The organism is Ensifer sp. LC11 (genome assembly GCF_001695835.1).
Lineage (GTDB): Bacteria > Pseudomonadota > Alphaproteobacteria > Rhizobiales > Rhizobiaceae > Ensifer.
This window is the reverse complement of sequence record NZ_MBSO01000028.1, coordinates 52,626-78,060: the sequence shown is the minus strand read 5'-3', so window position 1 is coordinate 78,060 and position 25,435 is coordinate 52,626. Positions and strand designations below refer to the sequence as shown.

Below are 25,435 nucleotides of genomic sequence, written 5' to 3'. Positions count from 1 at the left end.
CCGTGGCTGAGCACGACGACCGGGCCGTCCGTCGGCCCCCAGTCCTTGTAGTAGATCTCGACGCCGTCGCGGGTGATGATGCGGCTGCCCACGGTCCTTGCGCCTTCCCGGCCGGACGCCCCGGCGGCTGATGGGGTGGTCGATGTCGATGCGGCCCTGGCCGGCGTGCCGACGGCGTGAACGGCTGCTGCGGTTGCTGCCGCGCCGAAGGCGGCCGAAAGTACGTTGCGGCGCGAAGGTCCGTTCGAAACCGTTGTGGAAACTGCGTTTGCCTTAGTCATTGTCCTCACCTCTTTGATCTCTTGAACCCGGCTTCCGTCCGTGGAAGCGATGGTTGAATTGATAAACCGGCAGGCCTAACCTCTCGACCGGCAAAGCTGACAACAATGGGGGCAGAAGTGACAAAACGACCGGAAGGCGAGCCGGCGGAGATCGGGATCGTCGTCTACCCGCGGGCTCTGATGTCGGCGATCCATGGGCTCACCGATATGTTCCAGGTGGCGGACATGCAGTCGACGGAGCAAGGCGGACGGGAAGCGCCGCAGATTCGCGTCAGTCACTGGAAGCTTCAGGACGACGGCACGGTTTCAAAGGCCCGCGATACCCACTCCGGCCCCTCCTCCGGCCTGCGGGCGCTGATCCTGCCGCCGACGCTTTCAGACCTGCCGGTCGGAGATCGCATGGGGGGCCTGCCCGCCTTCATTCGCGAGCAGCACGGCCGCGGCACAACCATCTGTTCGGTGTGTGGCGGCGCCTATCTGCTGGCAGAGTCCGGTCTCGCTGCGGGACGCACGATCACCACGCACTGGTCGCACCAGGAGTTGATCGGCAACCGCTATGGCGATCTGCGCATCGATACCGACAAGCTGCTCATCGATGAGGGCGACATCATCACCGCCGGCGGCATGATGGCCTGGATCGACCTCGGCCTGAAACTGGTCGATCGGTTCCTGGGAACGGACGTGATGCTGGCAACCGCGCGTTTCATGATCATCGACCCCGGTGCGCGCGAGCAGAGCTATTACAGCGTCTTTGCGCCGAAGCTCGATCACGGCGACACCGCCATCCTGAAGATCCAGCACTGGCTGCATGGTACGAGCACCAAGGGCGTGACGCTGCAGATGATGGCAGAACGCGCCGGGCTCGGCGATCGTACCTTCCTGCGCCGCTTTCAGAAGGCGACCGGTCTCAACCCGACGGAATACTGCCAGCGGCTGAGGATCGCAAAGTCGCGCGACCTTCTGGAACGCTCCCAGCTTTCCATCGAACAGGTCGCCTGGCAGAGCGGTTACGAGGATACCAACGCCTATCGCAAGATCTTCCGCAAAATCCTCGGCCTGTCTCCAAAGGAATACCGCCTCCGCTTCTCCGTTTCGGACAGTGCCCGAGGGTTGGCCACTGCAACACCGGCAACGGTGCCAGCCCTATAACCGACGCTCGCACCCCCGAGCTAAAAGCGCACCCATCGTTCCATAAATTACTGAATTAGCGAATCCGTATACTTGACATATAAACTCACCATTTAATAGAACGAGCCCGCTCCGAGCGGTTGTCACCGACTGGCGACCGCTGGAGCAACAATCGCGATAGTCCGTCAAAATCGGACGTGCCCCTTTCGGGGGTGCGAACGCATTGGCGCGCCGTCTTGGGGCACGCCGTCTTGGGGGGGGGGAACTGGAAAATGGGCGTTCTGGAATTTTCTTTGTCGTCGGCACCGGCGCTGGTTTCGTATCTCCGCACAACCCTGCGGCTGGTCCATTTCTCCGGCATGATCCTCGGCCTCGGCGGCGCCGTGTTTCTCGATCTGATGCTGTCGCGCTACCGCCAAATGATCGTCAGCGCCGAACTGGTTGGTCACGTCGAATGGGTCAGCCGCTTTATCGCCGCCGGGCTCCTGCTGCTCTGGGTCTCCGGGCTCGGATTTCTGCTGCTTTATCAACTGACCGAACCGGAGAAACTGTTGAACCCCAAGATCTGGGCCAAGGTGACGATCGTCAGCATCCTCACCGTCAACGGCCTCGCCATCCACCGTTTCGTGCTGCCCTTTGTCCGCCAGCAGATTGGCTCCACGCTGCTCGCCGGCGTCAAACCCGCCACGAAGACGGCACTGATTGGATGCGGCGTGATTTCGATTGTCTCCTGGAGCGTGCCGGTCATCCTCGGCACCGCGCCACAACTGAATTTCGTCGTGCCCTGCGGCGTCATACTCGTGGCCTACGTCCTCCTGATGGTCCAGGCTTTCTTCATCGCCACCCTCGTCATGCGTGACGGGCGCCAGACCGTCGCGGACGCCGTCTGACGCCATCTCCGCGCATCTCTGGGCGCAAGCAAAAACGCAAAAAAAGCGCCGCGCGCCCCAATGGGCGCGCGGCGTCTTTTTGTCGGCCAGTGACAGATTGATGCGGCTCGTCTCATGCGACGGTCGAGGCAACCCGGAACTGATGCATTCCGGGAAGGAACGGTTCACGCAACGAACGGCCCGCATACGCCGTTCACTTCAGACGCTCACAAAAAGTTTCGATCGGCACCCTCCGCCGTCACCCCTTGCTCATGACGACAAAGACGACACGGCGAATCGCCTCGGCAAAGCTGACGCCAAGCGCCATCGCCGCGATCCCGGTGACACCCAGCGCGCCGATGCCCATCAGCTTCCAGCGCCTGACATCATCCGTAACCGGTCGCATCTCCGCAACCTCCGCACCGATCGTCGAAACAGAGGCCTCGAGCTCGCCGACCCGCTCGACAAGCCGCGCCGCCTTGTCCTCCGCACGCCGGGCGCCCTCCTCGATCCGGCGAATGGAATCCTGCAAGCCGCGCATCCCGGCGACCAGTTCCCCAAGCTGGCGGTGAACGGCAACGTCGATTTCAGCCGGCGACATGATCACGCTCTCCGTGTTTCGCACATTCGACCTTCGTCCAGATATCCGCAGCACAAAGGCCAACCACCGTGCGGTCGATCCGGCGCTGATCCGCTGGCGAAGCGCCGCGCGCGCCGACGAGATCAGTTCCGACCACGCCGCGCAGTCCCGGAACATTGGCCGGATGCGAAATCCCACAGCCTGCCAACATCAAGGCAGGAATCATAGTCAAGGCGCTTCTCGCGAGCGCGGCTCTCAGCGTCATTGTTCTGCCTTTCGATGGCATTGGTAATGGAGCGGGCACCGTCCGCGCGGATTTCGTGAACGAGCCAGGCAAGACCCGCGATGAGAAGGCTGCCGACGACAAGCTTGGACCAAGGCAACATCACTTCGCCCAGCCAAGGCGTCGTGCAAGCAGGTACCAACCCTCGCAGACGACGCCAGCGACAAGACCGGCGCCAACCTGCAACAACATTTGAATATCTGGATCTTCGGCAAGTGCCGGCCCGGCCGCCGGCGCCAGCACCCCCTTTGCGACAAGCAGGCCGGCGCCATAGCGCAGCAGAATGCGGACAACCACGGCGCTCATTTCATCAACCTCTCGAGAACAGCGGCAAACGCGTCAAGCAGGCGACCAAGAAAACCGAGCCCGGACCGGCGCGCAACGCCGGCATCGTCTTTGCCGGGTACTTGCGTGGTCCTGCCGGGCCGAAGTTCGACGACGACGTCTTTCTCGCTCCGTTCTGACCTTGGAGTTTCGTCCGGGCCATATCCGGCCTCGCGCAGAGCCGCCTCGAACGCCCGGCCATAGGCCTCGATCTTCACGCCATTTTGTCTGACGTCCCCATTGATGATTGCCCGCGATGCAGCATAGCGATAGCCGGAAGCGGCGGAACTGCTGTCGATCGTATCGAAGTCGGACAGTCGCTTGCCTGTGAAAAGCCCCTCGATCATTCCATCAAACAGCACGCGCACCGCCGTAGTCATCTCGCTCGCCCGATCCGGCGCATGCTCCAGTCCGAACTTCGCATAGTTCGCCCGGCCGGTGATTTGGGCCAGGCCCCGCCCGCGATAGACCCAGCCGTCGTCGAAGCCGGCATTGCCGAGCCGCCCACCATAAACTCTGTTTGCGAGCGCCCGAGGGTTGTTGGCGTAAGATTCGGCGCTCGCAAGCGTCGGAAAGCGGGCGGGCCACACCTGCGTGAGCCGCTTTGCAGAATAGTTGAGATTCTCCCCGACCGGCTGCATGGCGCCGCCGGTCTCATGGTAAACCTCGGCCAGTATCGCGGCGAGATGGAGGAGATTTGCGCCGCGGCGCTGGGCTTCGTCGAGGATAGCGTCGACACCCTCGTCTTGCTTGGCACACCGCGATTTTCCGAATACGCCAGACATGCTCCGACGCAGGGCCGCGTAAAACGCTGCTCTGTTCATGGTTCACCTTATTTCTTTTGGAGAATGGTTAGAGGCTGACGGCAGCCAGCCACATAGCGTCGATTTGGACGTCAGAAAGACCGAGCGCGGCGCCGACGGTCGCGATCAGCGGGTGTGTCCGGTTGAAGGTGGTGGCGTATTCCCATTCGACTTTGGCCTTATCGCGATCAGCGCCAGCCGGCAGCGCATCGATCACCGCCGTCACCCGATCGAGAGAGACCCCTCCATCAATGAGGCCGAGGCGAAACTGCCGGGCGGTAAGCGGGCGCATCTTCGCGCGGATCTCCTCCGGTGTCGGATCCGGCGGCGGTCGGTGCACCCATTCCCCATCCGCCCATTCATGGAAGCGCGAGGGCTTGATCGGGATCTCGATCGTGCCTTCGGGATAACCCTTCAGAATATCGTTGGGAACGTCGTCATTCGCCTGCCAATAGCCGCGATCCGGGTGAAAGAAGCCATGTTCAGCCATTATCTTTTACCTTAGTTCGTTCCAGAACGGGTTCTGCTGAGAATTGTTGATCAGGCGATAATACCAGCCATGCGGGATGATGACCCCGGCCGTCGTTGCGCCACCGTTGTCCTGGTCGACGTCGGAGTAACCAATCGTCAGCCAGTTGCTGTTGTTGGACGAAACCTGGAACTCCGACCCATCATTGCCATACACGCTGACCATGATCGGCCGGCCAGTCGTGTTTTGATACGACGTGCCTGCCGAGCGCGATCCGGAAACGTTCTGCCAAGATTGCGCTCTCCATTGCGCAGTATCCAGCGCCGTACTGAGGTAGGCACCGTAGGCACCCATACCGCCCGAGAACTGAATGTTTCCGTCAGTAAAATGAGATGCGCTCCCAATATTCACCTGACCCATCGTCGAAATCGTTCCAACACGCGGGTCCATGACGATACGCGTGGTATTATCGATTGAACTGGTTAGCCCGATACCCCACCAAGACACTATCTGAATATTCTGTGTATCGAATGAAGCACCATCGCCAGAACCGACGCGGATGCCGTTGTCACCACCGCCCGCTGCGCCGTGCATAAGCATCTTCTTGGCGTAAAGAGCTGGGGCACCATCGAACAATATGTTGAATGAGCTGTCGCCTCGCATAATCGTGCGGAAGCTACTTTGGTAAAAGTCGCTGGACCACTGGAAATTGAACGTGTTGTCGCTTCCGAAGATATATCGGAAATGGCTGTTGTTGTCAGCGTACCAACGGGTTTCGGAGCCGCCTGTTGTCCGCCCGTCAATAGTCTGCCTATGGCCGCCCCACTCCATAACACCATCCTCTCGCAGATAGAATGCGCGGACGAATGCACCGGAAGTGTTGTAGAGCAGGGACCCGATCGACCCCGAGGCATTGTCGTGATAAACCAAACCACGATTGACGTCGGCGGCATTGCGGAGCCACAAATGACGGTTTCCGCTAGACCGAACAATCACTTCTCCGTTCGTGGAGACAATCGGACCGGCGAGGACGGCTCCAGTAAATGTGGCACCATTTAGCGTGGCGATCTGATTGCCGTTTACACTCACTGAGTTGGCAACAAAATTGAGGTTGCCGACGTTCGACGTGACACCGTCCCACAAACCAGCCACCCAGTTGCCGGCGGTTGTCGATTTCTGAAAGAACAGCGACGGCTTCCCCGCTCCCACGTCGGTGGGCTGCAGCAGAAGGTAGTCGTTTTGCGAAGTCGCTGCGCCGACACGAATGCATGCCGTCGTGTTAAACGTCTTGCCTGCTTGAGTACTTGGCAACCTCGCATCAGCAATCGTGCCGGTCGTAAGGTCACTCGCGGATCCTGACGAGGCGACAGCCGCAAGCCCCAACGTCTCCTTTGCGGCGGCCGCATCCACGTCATCAAGAATAGACCTGGCAAATGGTGTCAGGGCTGTGGTCGCATAGAGGTCGCTCCCCGTCGTGTAGAGCATCTGGTGGGGTGTCGTCGTCAGCCCCGCAATCGACTGCAGACCTGCGTCATAAGCTTGCACGTTTGCCCCGATTTCGACCCCGAGCGCCGTGCGCGCTCCGCTTGCCGACGTCGCACCGGTGCCGCCGGCCGTCACTGGGCGCGGCGCGTTGGCATCGGCGGTCAGGTCATCGATGAGGGTGTTGTAAGGTACACTTTGAATGGTCGTGTTCGGCACGCCTTTGGTGCCGGCGGGAGGCGAAAAGACTCCCCCTGTTCTGGGCATGACTGTTCTCCATGAATGCGTTCTGTTGAGCGCTCTGCGGGTTGCTTGGACAATTTGGGGGGCAGCGCCCAAGAATGCCCGCCCACTCTTGGGGTTCCTGTTGGCAGGCCCGTTCTTCGGCGGCTTGCTTTTCCGCCAATCGATAGGCGTCCCAAGGAAAGGCCGCTGGTCAACGTTCGATAGTCCGACATATCCCCTCCGTCTGGCCCGCATGCAGACACGGCTTCGTGCCATCGGGCGGCCGAAGTCTGCATGGCTCAGAGCCTCCAATATTGACGACAGTTTCGCCTTGATGGCGTTCAGCGGCGCGCTATCGCCTCTTCCGCCCCGCGGCAAAAAGCCGGCCATAGTCGACCCGGCGCATGCCGTCGAGGCCACGGCTGACGACATCGGGGCGGGTTCTTTCCACCTCTTGCGCCATCACGCCGATATGTTTGGGGCCATGTGCAGGCTCGCTCTTGTAGCGGTATGCGTAGAGAGAATGCCCGTCGAGTTTGCCGACCTTTTTGATGTCCTTCTTCAGGCGACGGTCCGAGTCCGCCATTTTGCCAAAGGGCAGCATGCCGAGCAGATTACCGAGCGCTCCGCTGACCGCGTTTTGCCGGGTTCGATACGCATCGAGCTGTCCCTGATAATTCCCCTGCACCAAACCTGCATAGTTTACTGGCTCAATCCTTTGCCCCTGCGTCGGCACAAAGTTTGGATTGTTCACTTGTGCACCTGAAAGCAGGCTCGATATTTCGTTGATCGGTTGATTGCGCTGGGCATACATCTCATTGAGATATTGCGCCCGCGCTGCATTTTGCGCCGCAAGCTGGGCCTGCTGGGCGTTGAAGCTCTGGTCCTTCAGCGCATTGTTGGCCGCCGTCGTCGACTGGCTGTTCTGATGCATCTGCTGCAAGGCATCATTGCTGAAGCCGGCTACTGCCAGTGCCTGGTTGAAGGTCTGCTGCTGGGCGGCGTTCGCCAGTTGCATGGTGTTGGCGTTCTGGGTGTATTGCTGGTTCTGCGCCTGGTTGGCAAACTGGCCGTTCTGAAGCATCTGGCCATGGGCCTGCTGCTGCGCCGCGTTCTCGAAGGTTGCCGCCTGCTGGGCGAGCCCCACCTGCCGGGATTGCTCCTGCCCTGCATTGAGGATTGCGCCGAACCGGGCGTCGTTCGTCTGGCGGTTCGCCTGGTCGATCGCGCGATTATACGCCTCGGAACCGGGTTGCAGCCCCTGGTTGGCAAGCTGCGTTTCCAGGGCGGCGCGGTCCCTTTCCAGCTGTGGGTTCATGCGCGCCATCAGCGCATCCTCGTAGCGCTTGGTGTCGAAGTTGGTCTCGTAGTTGCGCTTGACGTCGCCCGCATTGCCGAGCGTGGTCTGGATCGTCCCCGCATTTGCCACTGTGCCTTGAACATTGCCCGTGCCGGGCAGTGCCGTTTGCAGCGCGGGCCCGGGGCCGTATTGCTGATACTGCGGCAGGTTGATCGCATTGGGGTTGCCGGCTGCCGGAGCGCCGGAAAGGTCGATTGGCCGCCCCAGAAGATCGTTCAAGCGGGTCGACTGGTTGTTGGCGAGTGTCGCCAGATTCTTCTCGGCGGCATCCGTCTGGTCCTTGATTGCCTGCTGCGCCGGCGAGAGTGTTTGCGTTGCGGTCCAGCTCGGTATGTCATAGAAAGCGCCGCTCAAGGGATCCTTCCATTTGGTCGTGCCCGTCTGTGAATAGGTCAGGCTGCCGTCGGGCGTCACCTGGTTGATGTTGCCGAGTGTTCCATTGGCGATGGCAGTGCCAATATTCGTCGCGGTCTGCGCGGCCGCGGTCTCGCGTGGATCCGGCGGCTTTGGAGCTTTGGGTTTTCCCATGGTTCCTACCTTTGGTTGACGGGGTGCGCCCGCCAGTCGTTGTCGGTGAGTGTGAAGATGATTTCCGCTTCTCCCCGCCCGCGAAGGCGAGGAATTCGATGAGAAGAAAAGCCAAAACGCTCTGCGATCGCGATCATGCCGGCATTGTGCTCGGAGACACGCAGAGCGACCATCTGGCAGCCGAGCTCATCAAAGGGATAGCCAAACATGCCCTTGAGCACCTGCCTCGTCAGCCAGCGTTTGCAGACAGAAGCAGCCGAAAGCTCGATCACGCCGGCTTCGGGCACATAGTTGTGAAACACGACGCCGGCGACAAGCGCCCCTTGGTCGATCACCCCCATGGTCGTGAAGTCGGCGAAGCCGCGCCCGCATCCGGCGATATGAGCCGCGACGAAATCGGCGATCGTCCGGTTTGTCTCGGAATTGGCCGCGCCGGCCCAGACGAACCTCATGTGCTTGCCTCCCCGGCCTCCACCTGCAGCGTCGCCAGGTCCACCTCCAGGTCGAGCTTTACACCACCCCCCGAGGTGACGGCACAGCCGACCGCCAACATGTCTCCTGCCGCTCGCACGTTCTGGCGAAAGCTGTATCGAAGCTGCTGCGTCAGGCCGTCCCAGACGGCATTGCCCCACAGGCCCGCGTCCCATTCCGACGAAGCGGCATCACCAACTGTCACGGCGGTCGAAGGCGGGATCGACCTGTCGAAATCGGCGCGGGCGAAGAGCCGCACCTTCGGTCTGCTTTTCGCACGAAAGTACATCCGGGCGAGCGTGGCTTGCGCGCGTTGCCCGAACTGTCCTGCCGGTGTGAACTGCGAAAGATAGGCCGCGGTAAAGGTGAGCCCGTCATCGGTCCCGGTCGTGTCACCCTGCCAGCAGAAGCCACCGTCCGCACCGAAAAACAACCCACCTTGCAGGGTGTCGTAGCAGCTCGCCTTCCAATTGCTGATCGTCGACCAGCGGCCGCTCAGGACGTTCAACACGAACGTCGTGTCGGCAACCACGCTGTTACCGGGAAAGGCAATGAAGACGAGGTTCTGTTCCGGCCACGGCTTTACCACCCAACCGGTGCCAGTCGCATTCGCTGCCCGCCGCCAGTCGTCCTCGATCGGCCGGGAAACCGAAACCTGGCTCAGTGCCTGGCGATCGCGTTGGAACACCTGTGAAATCGGCGTTAGCCCGTCGCTGGTGGCGACCAGCACATCGCCGCCGGCGCGGATCCAGGCATTTTTACCGAGCGGTCGGCCAATCTGATAGACGCCCTTCAGCGCGAAACTGTTGGCGTCGCTCGGATCGCTGCCGGCATAAACCGCCATCTCCCCTTCGGTCGAAACGAAGACGCAGAGATCGGAAAGCCCGTCGCCACTTTCGAGCGACCAGGAAAAGCCCGTCAGCAACGAGCCTCCCTTCTTCATCACCCCGCCAAGCGGAAACACCGCAGCCGCCCCCCCGACCGCATTGACCGGCAGGTAGTAGGCGTCAAGCGTTGCATTCTTCAGGAAGAACTGCCGGTTCTTGAACAGCCAACCATAGTTGAGCTGCGCCATCGTCGTTGTATCGGAGAAGGTAATCGCCGGGTTCGTTGTCCAGACGCTGCCGTTGTACACCTGGCGCGGGTCGGCCCCATTGAGGCAGATGAGATGCGACCCGCCTGAATTGGTGTGCTGGAAGGAACACCAGTTGCCGCCCGAAAGTCCATTGACGGCGTCCGCCGTCGTCGCTGGCGGTGCTGCCGGCGAGGTCATGTCGTAGATCGCCGTATCCGTCGCCATGAAGAGCTTTTCAATGGCGCCATACTTGTACTTGAAGGCGCTTCGGATGGCTCCGCCATCCGCTGCTCGCCCGCGCTTCTGCGAGCCTCCGCGAATACGACAACCGACGAGCGTCGGGAAGAAGTTGCGCAACACGGTCGCAGATCCCGGTTGTTGCGAAGCCATGTCGGCGGCCGTGACGAGCCCATTTATTGGTGCCGGAAAGGTGACCGGTCGCGAAGTCTGTTGCCGCCCGATGCTCGTGGCGCCGCGATTGCTCTGCCCGATCCGCCCGGGTTTCAGGTCAACTCTCATGATGCCCCCCGGTCCGCGTTGAGTTCCTGCAGAAGATCCGCCTCGAATTCGGCCAGGCTGTCGTCGAAGGGCAATCCCTTCTGGCGTTTCCAGCGCCAGAGGATGCCCTTGCAAAGCAGTCGTTCGGGAAAGAGCGTCCGGTCATCGTCCGCCTTCAGCGTATCGCGCTCCTCATAGGGGTCGCCCAAAACCCAGTTCTTCGAGATGTAATCGATGACGGCTCCGATCCCAGCCGCGACAGGAGAAAACAGCAACTGGCTGCCGCGCAGGAAGAAATAGGCTTGCGTCGATTCGACGGCCCTTACGATCGCCCATTGCGAGCTGTTGGTGATCGGCCGAAAGCATGCGCCGGATCCGGTCCTGACTGCACCACCGGGCGTCAGCCGCTGGTAGTCACCCGGCAGGTCCAGTGGGGAAGTGATCGCCACATGCTGCTTCAGCATGCCGCGCCAGTCGCCACGGCGGGAAATCTCCTCGCCCGCCTCCTGCGCCAGCGCGACCATCGTCTGGGCATTGGGATCGTTCGAACCATAGATGCTGTCGAAACGGTCGAGCGAAACAATGTCGCAGACCTCGTTGATTGCCGAAAGCAAGGTCATGGCGTCACCCCTCCAACCGTCATCTGAGCATCGCCCCAGCGCGCGCGCTCGTCAGCGATACCGAGCCCCGCAAGCGCCGACATCTTGAGTTGTTGCGCGGCCCCTGCCTTGCCGGCGTCGCGCTCCCAGACGGCGATCTCCTCGACCAGCCCGTAGAGATAGGCGTCAGGCGCCTTCTCAAGCAGCCAGTTCGTCGGATGCGTGGCCGAGAGCGGCGGGATCTTGCGATAGTAGGTCATCGTCAACCCGTAACTGCCAGTCGGAAAGGGCTTGATCCGGTTGCCGACGATTGCGTAGCCAATCGGCGCTCCGGGCCCGCTGCGACCACTTTCGGCAGACTCCTGCAGCGCAATAGCGCGGATCGGCCGGCCGCTGGCGGTCAGAACCTGCCGCGCCTCGAGAAAATCCGCCGGCAGTGGCGCATCACCGTCGACGACGTCGACCACCGCGGTCGCCTCCATGTCGCCGACGCGCAGGATCCGGTTGAGCTTCAGTTCCGCAAGGCCGACGAACCGGGGAAACAGATGGGCGATATCGTTGCGCCCGCTATATTCGCCCACATCGACAAGCAATGCGGCATAGTCGGCAACGCTCATAGCCTGCCCTCCTTGGTGCGCCAGGCGCGATTGTCGCCGTCGTTCAGGAAACCCTTGACGAAACGGTCGTCACCCTCCGAATGCGCCTTCACCAGGCCAGAGGCATGGGCAATGTTGAGCGGAACGGAGGCAACACGGTGCCAATCGCCGCGCCAGGCTTTCTCGGCGCTGTTGCGCGTCTCACGGTTTTCGCTGAGCAGGTTGTCGACTGGATAATCGACGCGGTAGACGTCCTTCTCCCCGTCGAAGAGGTGCCAGACCGACCGGCCCGTCACCCTGTCATGATCGTGGAGCGTCCAGGCTCCGTCGCGGATCACCATGGATCATTCTCCTGGCAGCGGATCGGCGCGTTCGGCCTTGCCGGCCGCAATCAGCGCCTTCGCCTCATCGAGGCTGACGGATACGACAGCACCGGCGGGCGTGCGCTCCTCTTCCCGAAACCAGACGTCATAGACGAGACGGACGGGCACGGTCTTTTTTACATCGGACATGAAAGTCTCCATGAAAAAAGGCGGCTCCGAAGAACCGCCTTGGCAAGAATTGTTCTATTGAAGGACGATCGGCGCGGGTCAGGCGCCCGCATCCCGGTGTCAAGTGTCACGCGTCAATATTGGCAGCGCCTGCGCCGGGCCATCAGGTCGCCCAGGTGCACGGGCGGCACGGATACTAGTGGCTCACACGGGGAAGGCCCACTTGCGTCGGTAAGGCCGCCCAGTCTCCTTAGTGCATCGTGTAACAACAGTATTTGCCAATGAAAGCCGCGTCGGACATGTCGCAGTGGCGCCGGCTACGTCGAAGCCACTGCCCCGTTCGTCGAGACCCGCAGGCGTACACAAAGCCTACATGCCGTTCGACGCGAGGTGGGCCCGCGCCGAACCAGGATCTTCCGAACCACCGCGGGTTAACGTTCCGCGGGCGCGGCTGCCCGCATGTGCCGGCCTACAGCGGCAACAGCAGGTATCTGACAAACAGTACCGCCAGCAAAGCGGCGACAAATCTTCCGACCGCCTTTGGCATCGCTGTCAGTCTTGGCGTCATCTTGATGGCGGTATCGATGAGGGAGATGAACAAGTGGACAAATGCCGCAAATATCAACGCTTCTTTCAGATGGTACATATCTCGGTCCCAAGAGAGAGGATCTGGCCAACGCTATCGTTGGCAAAACCCGGATCACTTTCAACGCAGGCCGCTTAGGTCACCATTGAAGCCGCCTCGCCCGACGGCTCTTCCTGTTTCCTTCAGAAGTCCGGGCCCGTAGCCTCCCGCATAGTATCCGCCGACCGTACCCGCAACCGAAGCGGCACCGCTTCCAAGAAGAGCCCCGACAGCGGAGCCAAGCAGCGAGCCAAAATCACTCCAGCCGATATCATGGGATCCGTCTCGATTGGATTTCTCGACAGCCCTCGTGCGGTAAACTTCAGCAGCACTATCTCTGCTTCGCGGTTCCGAGGCAATGTTGCTGTCGCTCCGATGGTCCGCCATCAACGGCCGAAAACGCTCGGTTGGCAACACGCCGTTCTGTAGGTCAAAGCGGCCCGGGCCAGGATCCGCCTGGGAGAGCAACAAGCCGCCGCGGGCAATGTCGTTTGCAGGCGTCCCTGCCGATGGATGGCGAAATCGCGCTTCCGCTCCGCGCGGCATCCTGGCCTCGGCCATGGGTTTGCTCTGCAGCAGAGGACTTTCGTCGAAATAGTCGATGGCTTCGCGAAGCGATTGAATTCTGTCGGGCAAGCCCTTTCGGCCGAACGCTTTGTCTTGTTGGGTCATAACTCACCTCAATTGTCTTGTTGTAGGTTGATCGACATCCGGAACAGCTCGAGCCGGACAGGACGAGCCAATGCAGACAGATCCGCAAAGCCGCTCAAGCTCGCTGGAATTGCTACGCACGGATCACCGCGGAAGCCTCAGAGGTTTCCGCGAGCAGTCTCCGACGTTTGTGTCCGCTGCATCCTTCTGCACGTAAGGCAAGATCGAGACATGGCGGAAATTGGCGCCGTTCTGGTGGCGCCTGGCGCGCCTGTTTGGTTCTACTGAACCCGTCCCGCATCTTCTTCCGGAAAGAGGTCCACGGATTTCGGCGGCTCCTTGCCGGTAGCAAGCGGCGTCGTGCAACCGACGAAGCCCTCTTCGAACCCGAGATCCGGGGAACGCGTGTATCCCGTTGCCTCCGCCTCCTCGTCGATGCGCCATCCTTCTGGACTTTCCCAGCTACCGGTGCGCAGTTCCACCACGCGTACGAGGTTGAGTGCGTTTGCCTCTGTCTGGAACCCCCAGCGCAGACTCGGCGCACCGTTCACCACGTGACGCTGCTGGACGTACCCACACGCCAAAACTGACCTGAGCAAGCCTCGTTTTTCCGTCCTCAAGAGCACTTCGACCACCACAGCATGCATACATGCCACGCACACGCGGCAAGCGATATTACAGAAACAAATTCAAGTAGATATGCAACTTCGATGCTTGGGTTCAGGGGCGCCTGAGCCATCGCCGCGAAATCGGACCATTGCTCGTCGCATGTTCAATCCAGCCAATCACCGATCCAGGCGAGCCATCGGCCCTTGCTGTCCCAAGTCTCAAAAAACAGATCGACGACATCCGGCAAGGACCAGATGTTACCGAGCTCCTCTCGTCCAGAATGACATTCGAGATTGGCGCCGCTTTCCCCTTCGAGCCTCACCTTCGCAATCGCAAAGAGCCTGCCCCGACGGTCCGTATACCCGTTCGTCGGCTCAAGCATGTCAACGGTCCCCCGGTAGGGTTTTTCGCCGGGGAAATACTTCCGAAGCGCGAGCGCTACACCGACAGGCGTTTCATCAGCCTGAAATCCCCACGAAAAAGCGGATGGCCTGAGGCCATAATTCAACGCCGTCTCCTGTCTGTAGCTGGTGAGGCGAAGGCCAAGCACCTCCACTGGTGGATCGAACTTAACAATGTCTATACGCTGATGCTCGGAAAAGATTGTCCTGACTTCCCGAGGGCGAAAGGCCGCCCGCTCGCGGCTCAACACCTGGAAGAAAGTAGTGTCGCAGGCAAACAAGGCTTCAACGGCTCGCTCTGCCCCAGCGGCGGCCGGTGACGCAAAACCCGCAAACCCCAGCGCAACCAAAGCTGGCAGCAGCACTCGAAACAATGCTTTTCTCCCACCGACGCCGAACGCCCTTCGCTACCATCCAGGCTGCGTTCGCAGAGCGCCTCAACAATGCCACCTGCGCTTTCGCAAACTACGAAAATGCCCGCTTCCCTTGTAGAACATTTCAGGAACAATCACAAGCTGGCCGAACCAGCCGTCATTCGAAAATCCGGAGGGCATCCCTCAAAGAAAAACTACGCTGATTTCGAGCACCATCGGGCTCCCAACGGTTGTCGACTTCGGGCGTCGCCGCGGGCGCATATTTTCGCTCAAGCGCTTCGATCGTGAAGTCAGCAGGATCATACTCGGGGTAAGATACATTCAGTTCGGCCCACTGCCCGGTGTTTCGGTAAAAATCTGCGAAACTGTCCATTCCGTTCGTGAGATCAATGCAGCCAGCGGATCCCGGAACCGCGCCTCCGTGAATGGAAAATCGACTCCGGTGCGCCGCCTCCGGATGTGTTGTAGACTTTGTGTTTAGAAATGCTCTCGCATTTCCCCACGTGTCCTCCAATCCTCCCCACGTCCCATGTCGAAATTTCCCCTTTAAGCGTTCCCAGCTCCCCTCCGGCGGCGGATACTGAAGCTGCTCAACATCATAGACACCTTCGGGGATGGGACCTTTATCGGTCCACTTCTGAAATTCCGGTCCTTGTGAACCGGGCCTGCCACTCACGCCATCCCACCCGCCGGCGTACCGACCGTTCTCGGTGGCGTTCAGCCGTTCGCCATCAAAGTGAAGCTTGATTCTGTTGCGGTTGTTCCGTTGATCCACTGCATCTTTCCGTCTTGCAATCTGCGTCAGCGTTCAAAGTGGGCCGTCTCGTTGCGGCGATCATCACCCTCACCCGCAAGGGAGGATGATGATGCGATTGCCAGCTGCTTTGAAAAATCAGCTCGCAGCACTCAGCCCGAAGAGGTCGGCCGCAACGCCGAGGCCCTTTTTCGACCTTCAGCGTGCCCTCGCCGATGATCACGCCCTTGTCGGCGTCGCCGGTCTTGGCGACCGCCTTGTCTTCCTGGATCTGGCGCAGCCAGAGGAAGGAAAGCATGTCGGTGTCGAGGAAATAGGCGTTGCGCGCGAGCTTGGCGTTGCCCGCCTGCACCCGGTTTGGGTGGATCATCACAGTGCCGAACGGGCCTTCGTAGTAGTCGGCGGTCGCCACGATCGTGTTGCGCTCGCCGCCTTGCGAGACGGCATAGCGAAACGGCGCCACGTTGGCGTCGGACATGAAGGTGACGAAGACCGATTTCACGTAGGGCGAGACCGAGACGTGGCGGAAGTTGGCGCCGTTCTGGTAGCCCGTCTGCATCACCTGGTCGAGGATCGCCTTGGTGAAGGGGCGCTGCGTGCCGTCGGTCGGCGCCACCGTCAGCCCGGTCGTCGGGTTGTAGCCGCCATTGGCGCCGCCGGCCCCGCGCGAGACGTCCGCGATCCGCTGACCAAGAGCCCGATACGGTTCTACGGCACCCTTCCCGTGTCCTCTTTTAGAAAAAGGTTGTCGGATTTCGGCGGTGCCTTGCCTGAGGCGAGCGGCGTCGTGCACCCCAGGAAGCCCTCGTCAAACTCGAGATTCGGAGAAGGCGTGTAGCCGGTCTCGTCGGTCTCCAAGTCGAACAACCACCCCTTGGCGGACACACGAACGCTTCCTGTGCGCCCTTCGGCGGTGCGTTCGATCCTGCGCATGTCGTCCGGTGATTGAAAGCCCCGGCGCACAGCCCGTATCCTCGGTCGTCAGACCGAGCCCCCAGCGACCACCTTCGACCGGCTCTGCGCCAGTGCGCAACCGCAGAACCTTGGCAAGCTGATTCTGCCCACTTCTCGCCTGAAATCCGGGGCGACAGCGGTGTAGACCAATTAGCCACTTCTTCACGACGCCTTCTCTTTTGCGCGGTACCGAAACAACAAAGGATGGATAAAACGCCCGCCAGACACATCGCGCCCGCCAATCAGTTCGCCAGACTTCAGCCGAAGTGGTGCCTGTTTCGCGTCAGGTCGGTAGCAGCGACAAGATCTCGAATCTCGCGTCCTCTAACGAGAAACCAGTCGATGATCCGCACCCACCATCGGCCCTTGGTGTCCCATTCCTCGGAAAACTGGTTGACGACATCCGGCAGCGCCCAGATGTTGTCGAGGTTCTCTCGCGATACAGAGCAGTGCAAATCGGCGCCGGTTTCCCCGGCCAGCCTCGGCTTGGAAACAGAGAAGCTTCTGTGGGTTACCGGCGGGAACTTTAATGCCATCAGACTCTCATCGCCGCCTTCAAAGCCTTCGGGGAAATGGTCCCGAAGGGCGAGCGCAGCGCCCGCAGGCGTTTCATCAACCTGAAACCCCCATTCAAAAGAGGTCGGCCGCGCGCCATAGTAAAAGCCTGTCTGCTGCCGGTAGCCGGTAAGGCGAAGGCCAAGCGCCTCCACCGGCGGATCGAATTTGACGATCTCGATACGCTGCTCCGAAAGATAGCTGATCCTGACTTCCCGAGGGCTAAACGCCGCTCGTTCGCTCGCGAAAACCTCGAAGAAACCGATGTCGCAGGCAAACAGCGCTTCGACCGCGCGCTCCGCCCCCGCGTGAACGGGTGACCAAAAACCGACGATCCACAGCGCCGAGAGCGCCTTAACCACACCTTTGAACAAGCATCCTCCCTGGGCTCACGCCGCCACATCTGGCCGCCGAACCCGTGCATGGGGTCATCATCAGCGCACCCGCCGTGTGCTACCAGTGCGATTATGATCGGCGATCGTACTCGCATAACAGGTAGAACATTTCAGGAACGTTTGCAAGGGGAATTTCCCCGCGTGCAGCCGCGTTGCGACATATGCTCTGGCCGGATCTGCGCCCCTCCCAAGACATCACTCCCAGAAGCGGAGCGCGTCTCGCAGTGAGAAACTGCGCCGGCTGCTCGCGCCATCGGGCTCCCAGCGGCCGCCCGTCTCGGAGGCCGCCTTTCCATCCTCCTGTTTGTCGGGGTCGTATTCGGGATAGGACACGTTCAACTCCGCCGATTGCCCAGTGTTGCGATAGAAGTCCGCGAATCCGTCCATCCCGCTTGTCAGATCGATGCAGCCGTTCGACCCCGGATCCTTGCCGCCATGGATCGAAAAGCCGTTTCGATGCGCAGTCGCTGGATCGGCGATCGATTTTTTCTTCAGAAACGCTCTCGAATTGTCCCAGGTCTTCTCCAAGCCTGGCCATTCCCCCTCGCCCATCCAACTCTCGAAACGCTCCCAACTGTCCTGCGGGGGATACTGCAACTGTTCCACGTCATAAACGCCTTCGGGGATGGGGCCTACGTTGGTCCGCTTCTGGTTCTCTGGCCCCTGCTTGCCCGGCCTGCCGGCTACCCCATCCCACCCCCCGGCGTAGCGCCCGTTCTCGGTAGCGTTCAGCCGCTTGCCATCGAAGTGAAGTTTGATTTTTTTGCCACTGTTGCTTTGATCCAACGTATTATCCCTTCTTCTAGACTGTGAGATTATCAGTAGTGTCATCCGCTTCCTAAACGGTGGTCATCACCCTCGCCCGTAAGCGAGGTTGATGACGCCACCGTGCTTCTCTGCGAAGAATCAGCTCGCCGCACTCAGCCCGAACAGGTCGGCCGCAACGCCGAGACCCTTTTCGTTGTGCACCTCCAGCGTGCCCTCGCCGATGATCACGCCCTTGTCGGCGTCGCCGGTCTTGGCCACCGCCTTGTCTTCTTGGATCTGGCGCAGCCAGAGGAAGGAAAGCATGTCGGTGTCGAGGAAATAGGCGTTGCGCGCGAGCTTGGCATTGCCCGCCTGCACCCGGTTTGGGTGGATCATCACGGTGCCGAACGGGCCTTCATAGTAGTCGGCGGTCGCCACGATCGTGTTGCGCTCGCCGCCTTGCGAGACGGCGTAGCGGAATGGCGCCACGTTGGCGTCGGACATGAAGGTGACGAAGACCGATTTCACGTAGGGCGAAACCGAGACGTGGCGGAAGTTGGCGCCGTTCTGGTAGCCCGTCTGCATCACCTGGTCGAGGATCGCCTTGGTGAAGGGAAGCTCAAGTGCCGTCGGTCGGCGCCACCGTCAGCCCGGTCGTCGGGTTGTAGCCGCCATTGGCGCCGCCCGCCCCGCGCGAAACGCGCAATGGCGTTGGCCGAAGAGTCTATTACAGTTCTACGGCACCCTTCCCGTGTCTTATTTGAGAAAGAGATCGCCGGATTTCGGCGGTTCCATGCCTGATGCGAGCGGCGTCGTGCAGCCCAGGAAGCCCTCGTCAAACTCAAGATCCGGAGACGGCGTGTAGCCGGTTTCGTCGGTCTCCAGGTCGAGTAACCACCCCTTTCCGGCCACACGAACGCTTCCTGTGCGCCCCTCGGCAGTGCTTTCGATTCTGCTCATATTGAGCGGTGATTGAAAACCCCATCTCAGTTTCATCTCGCCTGCAACATTCACGCGCCGCTGAATGTATCCGGTCAGCATGAAGCCCGAGGCATAGACCGGCTTTTCGAACGCCACGCGCATTGGCGCACGCGCTGCGTCTCCATCCCTGCGGTATGGGCCGGCGGCCTCCTTAAACGCCACCTTGCCGAAGGCATTCCTTTCCTCGCCCAACGCCTCGAAGAAATCCAACCGGCATTGCAGCAAGGCATTGATCAGCCGGTTGCCGCGGCTCACCGGTGGCGGCCCAAGTGGGGCCCAGCCGAAGGTCTCGGCTCCTTCCGGCAGGCGAAAGTCCCTCGTCTCGGCTTCGTCGGGTGCGCAGGTCACCGTCGCCTGCTCATCGGGATCAAAGTAGGAACGCAACGTCAGGTGCTGCGAAACCGGCGTGGCACCGACATCCTTGTCAACCAAACTCCAGTAATCCGTAAATCTCACACCGTACTGAGCCGAGATAGCACGAGCGACTCCATCGGGCGTTTGAGCGACCTGAAAGGCCCAGGCAAAGCGCGTCGGTTCACCAGACTGAACCGTCTTTCGTTGAAGGAACCGGACGATGCGGAGGCCACCAATCTCGACCGGGTGTTCGAATGTCACGGTTTCGTTGTAGGTGTTCTCCGCTTCGGGAATGTGAGGCGCATTGTCCGGGCTCTCCCAAGGCTCGATCCGGACGCGCGGAAAGATGCGTCTTTCAGCCTTCAACACCTCGAAGAAAGAGGGCTTGCAGGCGACGAACGCGTCAAGAATGTGGTTGGTCTTGACGGCTGGCCGCCTCACCGACGGAAACAGATCTTCCGCTGCCGGGAGGCGCCTCCTGCCAGTCTCCTCATCGATCGCCAATTCCGCCATTCGATCCTTGGACGCGTCACACATTACGAGGGATCGTAAAGGGCTGTTCGCCTGGTGAACGACGATTTTTCTGTAACTGTCCTCCGGCGCGACCGATGCGTCGCCCTGTGGAACCGATTGGGCATCGAGCTTCAACTCGAGCGCACCACCATCCTGGGCCACGAACCTGGCACCGGGAAGCATTCCCTCGATCGCCTTGGCGACGTCAGATACGCGCCGTTCGACCTCAAAACCCCATGCGAAGTGCGGAACAGCAATGCCGACGGCCTCAAACTGGACATAACCGGTGAGCGGCAGGCCACCGACGTCGACAGGCGCCGCAAACGCGATCGTTTGCCCTGTGACGCCGTCCGAAATGCTCCAATCGTAGGGCCCGATCACTGCTGCGCCAAAATCCGCCCTGTCACTGCCGAGAAGCGAAAAGATGTCCGCCTTGCAGGCGAGGAACGCGCCAAACACCTGCTTTGCACTGGCGGATGACGCTTGCGAAGATGCCGCCGGGATCGCCGAACTCAAGACAAACAAGGCCGCCAGGGCCGACACGCACCACCTGAACACGATCCCTCCAAGGCCAACGCCGGACGTCTCTAATGAATGGAAAATTGAGAATGCATGCCGGGGTCAATACTCAGCGCACCGACGAATTCGACCGGTACGCTCACCCCTTTGTTCACTCGCAAAATTTGTAGAACATTAAGAGAACGAGCACAAGAGATCGTTGAGAAGAAATCGCATCTCTAGCCCGGCACAATCAACCACAGCTATCGCCGTTCGTGCCGTGACGAACTCGGCGATGGCAACGGACTCGTGTGAACGACCACACGGGTATCCTTCGGCCACCGCCACGCCTTTGATGCCGCCTAGCGCCGCCAGGGTGGATCTGAGATAGGATTGCGCATCGGATTGGCAGGGGGAACGGGTGTCTCGACAGAGTAATCCGGAAGCTGCAGCGCTCGCCGCGCTAGCGCTTGACGTTCACCAAGCTTCATCTTGGCGGGGTTGGGACGCTCGTATTTCTCGGCGACGACGTATGTAGCGTCGTCGATATCCTTGGCAGTCGACAACGGCTCCCGCACACCTCGCTCACCATTGAGGAGCTCGTGCTTTATGAAGCCATAATTTGCCTCATAGGATTCGGGCGGCAGCCCGCGCTCTTTCGCCCAGTTGAAGAAAGCTTCCCTGCGATCGTCCCATTGCGGATAGCCATAAGCATTTCCGTTTACCCGGCCATTTTGCCACAAATTGCCGAACACGCGTCCGAATCCGCCGCTTTCGTGGTCGAAATTTCCTACGAAGGCGGCAGCGTCCTGTTCGGTCATCATCAGATCCCGTTGCAGATCTCGCTTCAGACGCAACGCGATGTTGTCCGAAAGCTTGTCATGCGGCGTAATTGCATTGAGGCGGTCAGCAGGCACCTGGGGTTCCTTGGTGAACCGGGTAGTATCCGTCAGCGTGCCGCGAAAGTGCATCGGCGCCTTGCGGAAGTCCCCGCTCATGAGTTCGCTCGGCTGAGGGTGGCGGAATTGAGCCCCCTCGCCGCGCGGCGCCTTCGCGTCCGCAATCGGCGTGCTGTTCGTCAACACCGGGTTTTCGTCAAAATACTTGATAGCCTCTCGAACGGACTGAATTCTGACGGGAAGCCCCATCGAGTTCAGCGGTTTGTCTTGTTTGGCCACATTGCACCTCTCTTGGGTCTGTTTCGTTCTGTGCGCGTTACTTACAAGCGCCGCCACGCGGACCGCTGACGAGCGAGAGCGGCTCCTTGAAGCCGCTCAAGCCACCAGCGCCGCGGTCCGGCTCCAGCCGCAATCAGCTCGCCGCACTCAGCCCGAACAGATCAGCCGCGACGCCGAGGCCCTTTTCGTTGTGCACCTTTAGCGTGCCCTCGCCGATGATCACGCCCTTGTCGGCGTCGCCGGTCTTGGCGACCGCCTTGTCTTCCTGGATCTGGCGCAGCCAGAGGAAGGAAAGCATGTCGGTGTCGAGGAAGTAGGCATTGCGCGCGAGCTTGGCGTTGCCCGCCTGCACCCGGTTCGGGTGGATCATGACCGTACCGAACGGGCCTTCGTAGTAGTCGGCGGTCGCCACGATCGTGTTGCGCTCGCCGCCTTGCGAGACGGCGTAGCGGAACGGCGCCACATTGGCGTCGGACATGAAGGTGACGAAGACCGATTTCACGTAAGGCGAAACCGAGACGTGGCGGAAGTTGGCGCCGTTCTGGTAGCCCGTCTGCATCACCTGGTCGAGGATCGCCTTGGTGAAGGGGCGCTGCGTGCCGTCGGTCGGCGCCACGGTCAGCCCGGTCGTCGGGTTGTAGCCGCCATTGGCGCCGCCTGCCCCGCGCGAAACGTTGGTCGTGAGCCACGTCGGCAGCGAGCCGAACTCGCGGGTGGCACCCGAGACCGAAGCATTGGTGTCGGCGATCGCATATTCCAGGTCCTTGCGGATCTCCACGCCCTTCTTCAGCTTCTGGTACTTGCGCTTCTGCACGTTGCCGGCTTCGGCCACCACCTCCTGGGTCGCGGAGATGATCCAGTCCTTGCGCAGGATCTGGGTGTAGTTGCCAAGCCTGGTCGGCGCGATGATGGCGCCGAAAGTGTATTCGTCGCCTTCCTGGCGGATGTTTTCGCCGGGGGCGGCCAGTTCGTCCGTCTCCCATTCCGGGTGGTGCGTGTTGCACTTGCCCTTTTCGATCAGCGAATAGATCGGCGTATCCTCGGGCGTGACGCGGGAAACGACGTCGGAAAGGTCCTCGCGGTTGCCCACGGCCTGCGAGGTCGTGAAGGTGTTTGCTACGACAGCCATGATAGTGTCCTTGATTGTTGGGATGTTCGAAGGCGCCCGCGCCAGACGGCGCGTACGCTGCGAGATCAGTTTTGGTTGGGTGGCGCGGGTGCGGAACGGAATTCAGCGAAAACAAACAGATAGAAGGCTTTCCGGACTCTGTTTGTGATGAGCCGTCTGCGGCCGCCCGCCGCGGTCAGTCGAAGTCGACGCCCATCGCGTCGCGGATGGAGCCGCTTTTCGAAAGCCGCTTCATCGCCTCCCGGCTTCGGCCCAGCGACTGCTCGGCCTTACCGGCCGGCCTTGGCCGCGCCACCGTTGCCGGTGCTTGGCTCAGCTTGCTCATCGCCCGCCTTTTTGCCTGCTCGGCGGCAAGGCCGAGGCGGGCATAGTGGGCAAGCTTGAAAAGCCGATGGTCGGTGACCTCGCGCACCTCGTCTTGCGAAAAGCCGAGTGCCTCGGCCACGTCGAAGGCGCCGGCAAAGAAGGAAAGCCGCCCCTCCGCATCAGCCGTTTCGGGAAAGGCTTCGACCAGCTTGGCGTTTTCTTCCGCGAGCTGTTCGTCGCTTGCGGCCTCAGAAAGCGCGTCGACCACCGTCGCCGGGGCCTCGGCTATCGAAAGGATCTCGTCGATTCTCTCGAGCCCAGCCTGGTGCAGCGCCCATTGCCGCCGATAGCCGTCCGGGTCGAGTGCGGCCATATGTTCCGGCGGCTCGGGCGGGATCTGGCTGGCGATGAGATTGGCAAAGGCGTTGGCCGATTGCGCCACGCGGTTTGCCATGCCTTCCAGTACCCGGCCGCGATTGGCGATGTCCTGTGTCTTGTGGCGGTAGTCGCGGTCGCGCATGTAGCCGAGCTTCAGCTCGGAAAACGGCACTTCCTCGCCGCCCTTGAGCACGACCAGAAAGTCCTCGTCGTCGTTGGCCGCCGCGTCCTCGTCAGGATCGCTCGGCTCGTCGCCGGGATGGTTGGGGTCGTCGTGGCCCTCGCCACGGATGTCTTGCGCGCCGTCGTCGATCCCCTCGCCCGGTCCCGGGTTGGCCTCGTCTTCGGGCTCCCAGAAATCGAGATTGGCATCGTCAAGCCCGGTCGCGGGGTCAACGGTTTTGCTCCCGCCAAAAGGCAGGTTGGCACTATCGTTCGTCATGGCGTGACCTTTTTGATAAGAGTTGCATTCCGCTGCGGTCGTTGCCGCTGAGGTGGAATGCCCAGTGAAAGCGCTTGCCCGTCAGGCGGGTGCGCCCTTGCCGTCAGCCTTGGCTTGTTCCGTCAGGAACTTGAGCTTGGCCCGGAAGTTTCGGATGGCGCGGGTCTCGGCGGCATAGGCCGCTCGGCCCTGATCGTCGGTGAGGCCGGCATGGATGCAGCCATTGATCGCCGCCCATTCCAGCTCGTTCATGATGTCGTCGAAATAGGGCACGTCGAGAATGGCGCGTGCAGCCGCTGCCCGTTCCTCTGGTTTCATCCTGTTGACCTCGGTTGGAGAGCAGTCGGTTCGACCGAAATTTAGCGTCGAACGCTGCCTTGATTCTGCTTTTGTTCTACGCTACCGCTGTGCGTAACGGAGCGATCCACTACTCTAGCTCGCGCTCGCGATTACCAATCGAAATGCTGCGTGCCCGGCTGTTTCAGCGTCAGAGGCCCCGCCGCTCTGCTGGTGTCATGACGCCCGCTGCAACTGCAGCCGGGTTCGGATCCCTTACAATCGCCCCGAGTCCGGCTCCAACCTTCTCACCCAGATATTGCCCACCAGCAGCCCCTACAAGCTCGCCGCCCTTTCCGAACCTTTTGAGGAGCGTTCGGCCCAACCATCCGCCGCCGTCGGATACTGCGCAAAAGGGTCATAGAGGCGTTTGCTTGTTCTAGTCATCCGGTATTCCTTCGATGTGGGTCGCAGTCAGCGACATTCCCTCGGCCATTGTGCCGAGTTCCATTTCTCTTTGAGGGATTGCGTGCTGCATCGGCGCGGTAGTGTTTCAGAGCAACACGCAGCAGGGACTGCGAGCTCACAGTGGGGGATCGACATTGGGTTTTCGACTCGTCCATTTTGGCGTGCGTCTGCGTTCAGATCGACACGCGCGCCCGTATCGACAGCTCGCCTCAAGCGTGCAAATGTCACACGTGACCGCGCCGCCTCAACAGGAAAATCCAATGAGCGAAAAATCCAGGAAATCAGAGCTACTCGAATTGGTGGTCGACCTTGGACTCGGCTTTCTGGTCATCCGGTTTGTCGAGCACGCTTTTCCGGAGCAGACATTCCTGGTCCAGTTAGCGCTCATTCTACTCATAGCAGTACCGGTCGGCTTGGCGGTGCATGCCGTATTGAAGCTTGCTCGCAGAGCCTTGCAACGGAAGTAGCCCCCGCCGAGCCCCATTCATTGGCAACGCCTCTATTTACCCGCCCGCTTCGTGCACTGGTTCTCCCGCTTGATGCAGGCGATTTCCGCCGTCGAGCATTCGGCAACGCCGTTGACGACCGCGCAGTGCGAGCATTGGTCGGTGAATTCCAGGCAGTCCGGATTGGCCTTCATGAAATTCTCAAGGCTGGCATTCGCGGTCTGTCTCGGTTCGGGAACGGCATCGGCACCGGGCTTATCCGCCGCGTGAGCGGTCGCCAGTTCCGCCATCGCCATCGCCAGGCAAAGCGCGACACGAAAGCTAAAATGCCTCATCCCC

The 25,435-nt window shown here is 60.9% G+C and carries 30 protein-coding genes and 3 pseudogenes; 3 read left to right on the top strand and 30 right to left on the bottom strand.

The window, feature by feature from the left end; all coding sequences use genetic code 11:
- Positions 1-281: pseudogene (locus BBX50_RS19980) on the bottom strand (alpha/beta hydrolase); the annotation flags it as partial.
- Positions 282-398: 117 nt separating this feature from the next.
- On the opposite strand from BBX50_RS19980, the gene BBX50_RS19975 reads away from it, so the two are divergent.
- Both BBX50_RS19975 and BBX50_RS19970 read left to right on the top strand, forming a co-directional pair.
- The gene (locus tag BBX50_RS19975) at positions 399-1,430 is read left to right on the top strand and encodes a helix-turn-helix domain-containing protein (RefSeq protein WP_244513203.1); all 1,032 of its coding nucleotides are present in this window, start codon (positions 399-401) and stop codon (positions 1,428-1,430) included.
- Between the two features lie 251 nt (positions 1,431-1,681).
- On the top strand, positions 1,682-2,299 hold the full coding sequence (locus BBX50_RS19970) for a hypothetical protein (RefSeq protein ID WP_065777068.1): 618 nt from the start codon (positions 1,682-1,684) through the stop codon (positions 2,297-2,299).
- A 238-nt stretch (positions 2,300-2,537) separates the two neighbouring features.
- Here the strand turns inward: BBX50_RS19970 and BBX50_RS19965 are convergent, their stop codons facing one another.
- From BBX50_RS19965 to BBX50_RS19845, 28 genes and pseudogenes are all read right to left on the bottom strand, one after another.
- Positions 2,538-2,879: a DUF1515 family protein gene (locus BBX50_RS19965; RefSeq protein ID WP_065777067.1), complete on the bottom strand. Its 342-nt coding sequence runs from the start codon at positions 2,877-2,879 to the stop codon at positions 2,538-2,540.
- Positions 2,866-3,123 carry a hypothetical protein gene (locus BBX50_RS19960; RefSeq protein WP_065777066.1) on the bottom strand — a complete coding sequence of 86 codons (258 nt, stop codon included), beginning with the start codon at positions 3,121-3,123 and terminating at the stop codon, positions 2,866-2,868. The genes BBX50_RS19965 and BBX50_RS19960 overlap by 14 nt, the downstream gene beginning before the upstream one ends.
- Before the next feature lie 120 nt (positions 3,124-3,243).
- Entirely contained in the window at positions 3,244-3,447 is a 204-nt protein-coding gene (locus tag BBX50_RS19955) for a hypothetical protein (protein ID WP_065777065.1), read from the bottom strand.
- Positions 3,444-4,289 (bottom strand): hypothetical protein, encoded by an 846-nt coding sequence (locus BBX50_RS19950; protein ID WP_139108535.1) that lies wholly within the window; start codon positions 4,287-4,289, stop codon positions 3,444-3,446. The genes BBX50_RS19955 and BBX50_RS19950 overlap by 4 nt, the downstream gene beginning before the upstream one ends.
- Before the next feature lie 28 nt (positions 4,290-4,317).
- Entirely contained in the window at positions 4,318-4,758 is a 441-nt protein-coding gene (locus BBX50_RS30555; protein WP_065777063.1) for a hypothetical protein, read from the bottom strand.
- A 6-nt stretch (positions 4,759-4,764) separates the two neighbouring features.
- Positions 4,765-6,486: a tail fiber protein gene (locus BBX50_RS19940; protein ID WP_065777062.1), complete on the bottom strand. Its 1,722-nt coding sequence runs from the start codon at positions 6,484-6,486 to the stop codon at positions 4,765-4,767.
- A 310-nt stretch (positions 6,487-6,796) separates the two neighbouring features.
- Entirely contained in the window at positions 6,797-8,332 is a 1,536-nt protein-coding gene (locus BBX50_RS19935; RefSeq protein WP_065777061.1) for a tail fiber domain-containing protein, read from the bottom strand.
- A gap of 5 nt (positions 8,333-8,337) precedes the next feature.
- The gene (locus BBX50_RS19930) at positions 8,338-8,784 is read right to left on the bottom strand and encodes a GNAT family protein (protein WP_065777060.1); all 447 of its coding nucleotides are present in this window, start codon (positions 8,782-8,784) and stop codon (positions 8,338-8,340) included.
- Positions 8,781-10,397: a hypothetical protein gene (locus tag BBX50_RS19925; RefSeq protein ID WP_065777059.1), complete on the bottom strand. Its 1,617-nt coding sequence runs from the start codon at positions 10,395-10,397 to the stop codon at positions 8,781-8,783. Before BBX50_RS19925 ends, BBX50_RS19930 begins: the two co-directional genes overlap by 4 nt.
- Positions 10,394-10,996 carry a hypothetical protein gene (locus BBX50_RS19920; protein ID WP_065777058.1) on the bottom strand — a complete coding sequence of 201 codons (603 nt, stop codon included), beginning with the start codon at positions 10,994-10,996 and terminating at the stop codon, positions 10,394-10,396. Before BBX50_RS19920 ends, BBX50_RS19925 begins: the two co-directional genes overlap by 4 nt.
- Positions 10,993-11,592: a hypothetical protein gene (locus BBX50_RS19915; RefSeq protein WP_065777057.1), complete on the bottom strand. Its 600-nt coding sequence runs from the start codon at positions 11,590-11,592 to the stop codon at positions 10,993-10,995. The genes BBX50_RS19920 and BBX50_RS19915 overlap by 4 nt, the downstream gene beginning before the upstream one ends.
- Complete coding sequence (locus BBX50_RS19910) at positions 11,589-11,912, bottom strand: hypothetical protein (protein ID WP_065777056.1); 324 nt, start codon at positions 11,910-11,912, stop codon at positions 11,589-11,591. Before BBX50_RS19910 ends, BBX50_RS19915 begins: the two co-directional genes overlap by 4 nt.
- Before the next feature lie 3 nt (positions 11,913-11,915).
- Positions 11,916-12,083 carry a hypothetical protein gene (locus BBX50_RS30550; protein ID WP_201723501.1) on the bottom strand — a complete coding sequence of 56 codons (168 nt, stop codon included), beginning with the start codon at positions 12,081-12,083 and terminating at the stop codon, positions 11,916-11,918.
- Positions 12,084-12,531: 448 nt separating this feature from the next.
- On the bottom strand, positions 12,532-12,708 hold the full coding sequence (locus tag BBX50_RS30305) for a hypothetical protein (RefSeq protein WP_161490886.1): 177 nt from the start codon (positions 12,706-12,708) through the stop codon (positions 12,532-12,534).
- A gap of 60 nt (positions 12,709-12,768) precedes the next feature.
- Positions 12,769-13,359: a hypothetical protein gene (locus tag BBX50_RS19905; protein WP_065777055.1), complete on the bottom strand. Its 591-nt coding sequence runs from the start codon at positions 13,357-13,359 to the stop codon at positions 12,769-12,771.
- Between the two features lie 260 nt (positions 13,360-13,619).
- Positions 13,620-13,889 (bottom strand): hypothetical protein, encoded by a 270-nt coding sequence (locus BBX50_RS19900; protein ID WP_139108534.1) that lies wholly within the window; start codon positions 13,887-13,889, stop codon positions 13,620-13,622.
- Positions 13,890-14,110: 221 nt separating this feature from the next.
- Positions 14,111-14,722, bottom strand: coding sequence for a hypothetical protein (locus tag BBX50_RS19895; protein ID WP_065777053.1), 612 nt, complete (start codon positions 14,720-14,722; stop codon positions 14,111-14,113).
- A 157-nt stretch (positions 14,723-14,879) separates the two neighbouring features.
- Positions 14,880-15,497 carry a DUF2778 domain-containing protein gene (locus BBX50_RS29440; RefSeq protein ID WP_065783984.1) on the bottom strand — a complete coding sequence of 206 codons (618 nt, stop codon included), beginning with the start codon at positions 15,495-15,497 and terminating at the stop codon, positions 14,880-14,882.
- A gap of 117 nt (positions 15,498-15,614) precedes the next feature.
- A pseudogene (locus tag BBX50_RS19885) lies at positions 15,615-16,152 on the bottom strand (DUF5309 family protein); the annotation flags it as partial.
- 32 nt (positions 16,153-16,184) lie between these two features.
- Complete coding sequence (locus BBX50_RS30545) at positions 16,185-16,439, bottom strand: hypothetical protein (protein WP_162493760.1); 255 nt, start codon at positions 16,437-16,439, stop codon at positions 16,185-16,187.
- A 248-nt stretch (positions 16,440-16,687) separates the two neighbouring features.
- Positions 16,688-17,359, bottom strand: coding sequence for a hypothetical protein (locus BBX50_RS19880; protein ID WP_065777051.1), 672 nt, complete (start codon positions 17,357-17,359; stop codon positions 16,688-16,690).
- A 216-nt stretch (positions 17,360-17,575) separates the two neighbouring features.
- A complete protein-coding gene (locus BBX50_RS19875) occupies positions 17,576-18,166 on the bottom strand; it encodes a DUF2778 domain-containing protein (RefSeq protein WP_065792104.1) in 591 nt (196 codons plus the stop codon).
- Between the two features lie 120 nt (positions 18,167-18,286).
- Positions 18,287-18,827: pseudogene (locus BBX50_RS19870) on the bottom strand (DUF5309 family protein); the annotation flags it as partial.
- Between the two features lie 56 nt (positions 18,828-18,883).
- On the bottom strand, positions 18,884-20,533 hold the full coding sequence (locus BBX50_RS19865; protein ID WP_139108533.1) for a hypothetical protein: 1,650 nt from the start codon (positions 20,531-20,533) through the stop codon (positions 18,884-18,886).
- 302 nt (positions 20,534-20,835) lie between these two features.
- Positions 20,836-21,651: a phage tail tip lysozyme gene (locus tag BBX50_RS19860; RefSeq protein ID WP_139108532.1), complete on the bottom strand. Its 816-nt coding sequence runs from the start codon at positions 21,649-21,651 to the stop codon at positions 20,836-20,838.
- Between the two features lie 133 nt (positions 21,652-21,784).
- A complete protein-coding gene (locus tag BBX50_RS19855; protein ID WP_065777047.1) occupies positions 21,785-22,780 on the bottom strand; it encodes a DUF5309 domain-containing protein in 996 nt (331 codons plus the stop codon).
- 175 nt (positions 22,781-22,955) lie between these two features.
- Complete coding sequence (locus tag BBX50_RS19850) at positions 22,956-23,906, bottom strand: hypothetical protein (RefSeq protein WP_065777046.1); 951 nt, start codon at positions 23,904-23,906, stop codon at positions 22,956-22,958.
- Between the two features lie 81 nt (positions 23,907-23,987).
- The gene (locus BBX50_RS19845; protein WP_065777045.1) at positions 23,988-24,224 is read right to left on the bottom strand and encodes a hypothetical protein; all 237 of its coding nucleotides are present in this window, start codon (positions 24,222-24,224) and stop codon (positions 23,988-23,990) included.
- A gap of 686 nt (positions 24,225-24,910) precedes the next feature.
- Here BBX50_RS19845 and BBX50_RS19840 point away from each other — a divergent pair.
- Positions 24,911-25,117 carry a hypothetical protein gene (locus BBX50_RS19840; RefSeq protein WP_065777044.1) on the top strand — a complete coding sequence of 69 codons (207 nt, stop codon included), beginning with the start codon at positions 24,911-24,913 and terminating at the stop codon, positions 25,115-25,117.
- A gap of 32 nt (positions 25,118-25,149) precedes the next feature.
- Here BBX50_RS19840 and BBX50_RS19835 read toward each other — a convergent pair whose 3' ends face one another.
- Positions 25,150-25,431, bottom strand: a complete 282-nt coding sequence (locus tag BBX50_RS19835) for a hypothetical protein (RefSeq protein WP_065777043.1) — start codon at positions 25,429-25,431, stop codon at positions 25,150-25,152.
- Positions 25,432-25,435: the final 4 nt, after the last annotated feature.

Excerpts from the sequence above, each read along its gene's own strand:
- BBX50_RS19850 (WP_065777046.1), bottom strand. The coding sequence starts at position 23,906 with ATGACGAACGATAGTGCCAACCTGCCTTTTGGCGGGAGCAAAACCGTT.
- BBX50_RS19855 (WP_065777047.1), bottom strand. The coding sequence starts at position 22,780 with ATGGCTGTCGTAGCAAACACCTTCACGACCTCGCAGGCCGTGGGCAAC.
- BBX50_RS19845 (WP_065777045.1), bottom strand. The coding sequence starts at position 24,224 with ATGAAACCAGAGGAACGGGCAGCGGCTGCACGCGCCATTCTCGACGTG.
- BBX50_RS19965 (WP_065777067.1), bottom strand. The coding sequence starts at position 2,879 with ATGTCGCCGGCTGAAATCGACGTTGCCGTTCACCGCCAGCTTGGGGAA.
- BBX50_RS19905 (WP_065777055.1), bottom strand. The coding sequence starts at position 13,359 with ATGACCCAACAAGACAAAGCGTTCGGCCGAAAGGGCTTGCCCGACAGA.
- BBX50_RS19840 (WP_065777044.1), top strand. The coding sequence starts at position 24,911 with ATGAGCGAAAAATCCAGGAAATCAGAGCTACTCGAATTGGTGGTCGAC.
- BBX50_RS30550 (WP_201723501.1), bottom strand. The coding sequence starts at position 12,083 with ATGTCCGATGTAAAAAAGACCGTGCCCGTCCGTCTCGTCTATGACGTC.
- BBX50_RS30555 (WP_065777063.1), bottom strand. The coding sequence starts at position 4,758 with ATGGCTGAACATGGCTTCTTTCACCCGGATCGCGGCTATTGGCAGGCG.
- BBX50_RS30305 (WP_161490886.1), bottom strand. The coding sequence starts at position 12,708 with ATGTACCATCTGAAAGAAGCGTTGATATTTGCGGCATTTGTCCACTTG.
- BBX50_RS19915 (WP_065777057.1), bottom strand. The coding sequence starts at position 11,592 with ATGAGCGTTGCCGACTATGCCGCATTGCTTGTCGATGTGGGCGAATAT.
- BBX50_RS19970 (WP_065777068.1), top strand. The coding sequence starts at position 1,682 with ATGGGCGTTCTGGAATTTTCTTTGTCGTCGGCACCGGCGCTGGTTTCG.
- BBX50_RS19835 (WP_065777043.1), bottom strand. The coding sequence starts at position 25,431 with ATGAGGCATTTTAGCTTTCGTGTCGCGCTTTGCCTGGCGATGGCGATG.
- BBX50_RS19960 (WP_065777066.1), bottom strand. The coding sequence starts at position 3,123 with ATGACGCTGAGAGCCGCGCTCGCGAGAAGCGCCTTGACTATGATTCCT.
- BBX50_RS19925 (WP_065777059.1), bottom strand. The coding sequence starts at position 10,397 with ATGAGAGTTGACCTGAAACCCGGGCGGATCGGGCAGAGCAATCGCGGC.
- BBX50_RS19940 (WP_065777062.1), bottom strand. The coding sequence starts at position 6,486 with ATGCCCAGAACAGGGGGAGTCTTTTCGCCTCCCGCCGGCACCAAAGGC.
- BBX50_RS19910 (WP_065777056.1), bottom strand. The coding sequence starts at position 11,912 with ATGGTGATCCGCGACGGAGCCTGGACGCTCCACGATCATGACAGGGTG.
- BBX50_RS19935 (WP_065777061.1), bottom strand. The coding sequence starts at position 8,332 with ATGGGAAAACCCAAAGCTCCAAAGCCGCCGGATCCACGCGAGACCGCG.
- BBX50_RS19950 (WP_139108535.1), bottom strand. The coding sequence starts at position 4,289 with ATGAACAGAGCAGCGTTTTACGCGGCCCTGCGTCGGAGCATGTCTGGC.
- BBX50_RS19920 (WP_065777058.1), bottom strand. The coding sequence starts at position 10,996 with ATGACCTTGCTTTCGGCAATCAACGAGGTCTGCGACATTGTTTCGCTC.
- BBX50_RS19930 (WP_065777060.1), bottom strand. The coding sequence starts at position 8,784 with ATGAGGTTCGTCTGGGCCGGCGCGGCCAATTCCGAGACAAACCGGACG.
- BBX50_RS19955 (WP_065777065.1), bottom strand. The coding sequence starts at position 3,447 with ATGAGCGCCGTGGTTGTCCGCATTCTGCTGCGCTATGGCGCCGGCCTG.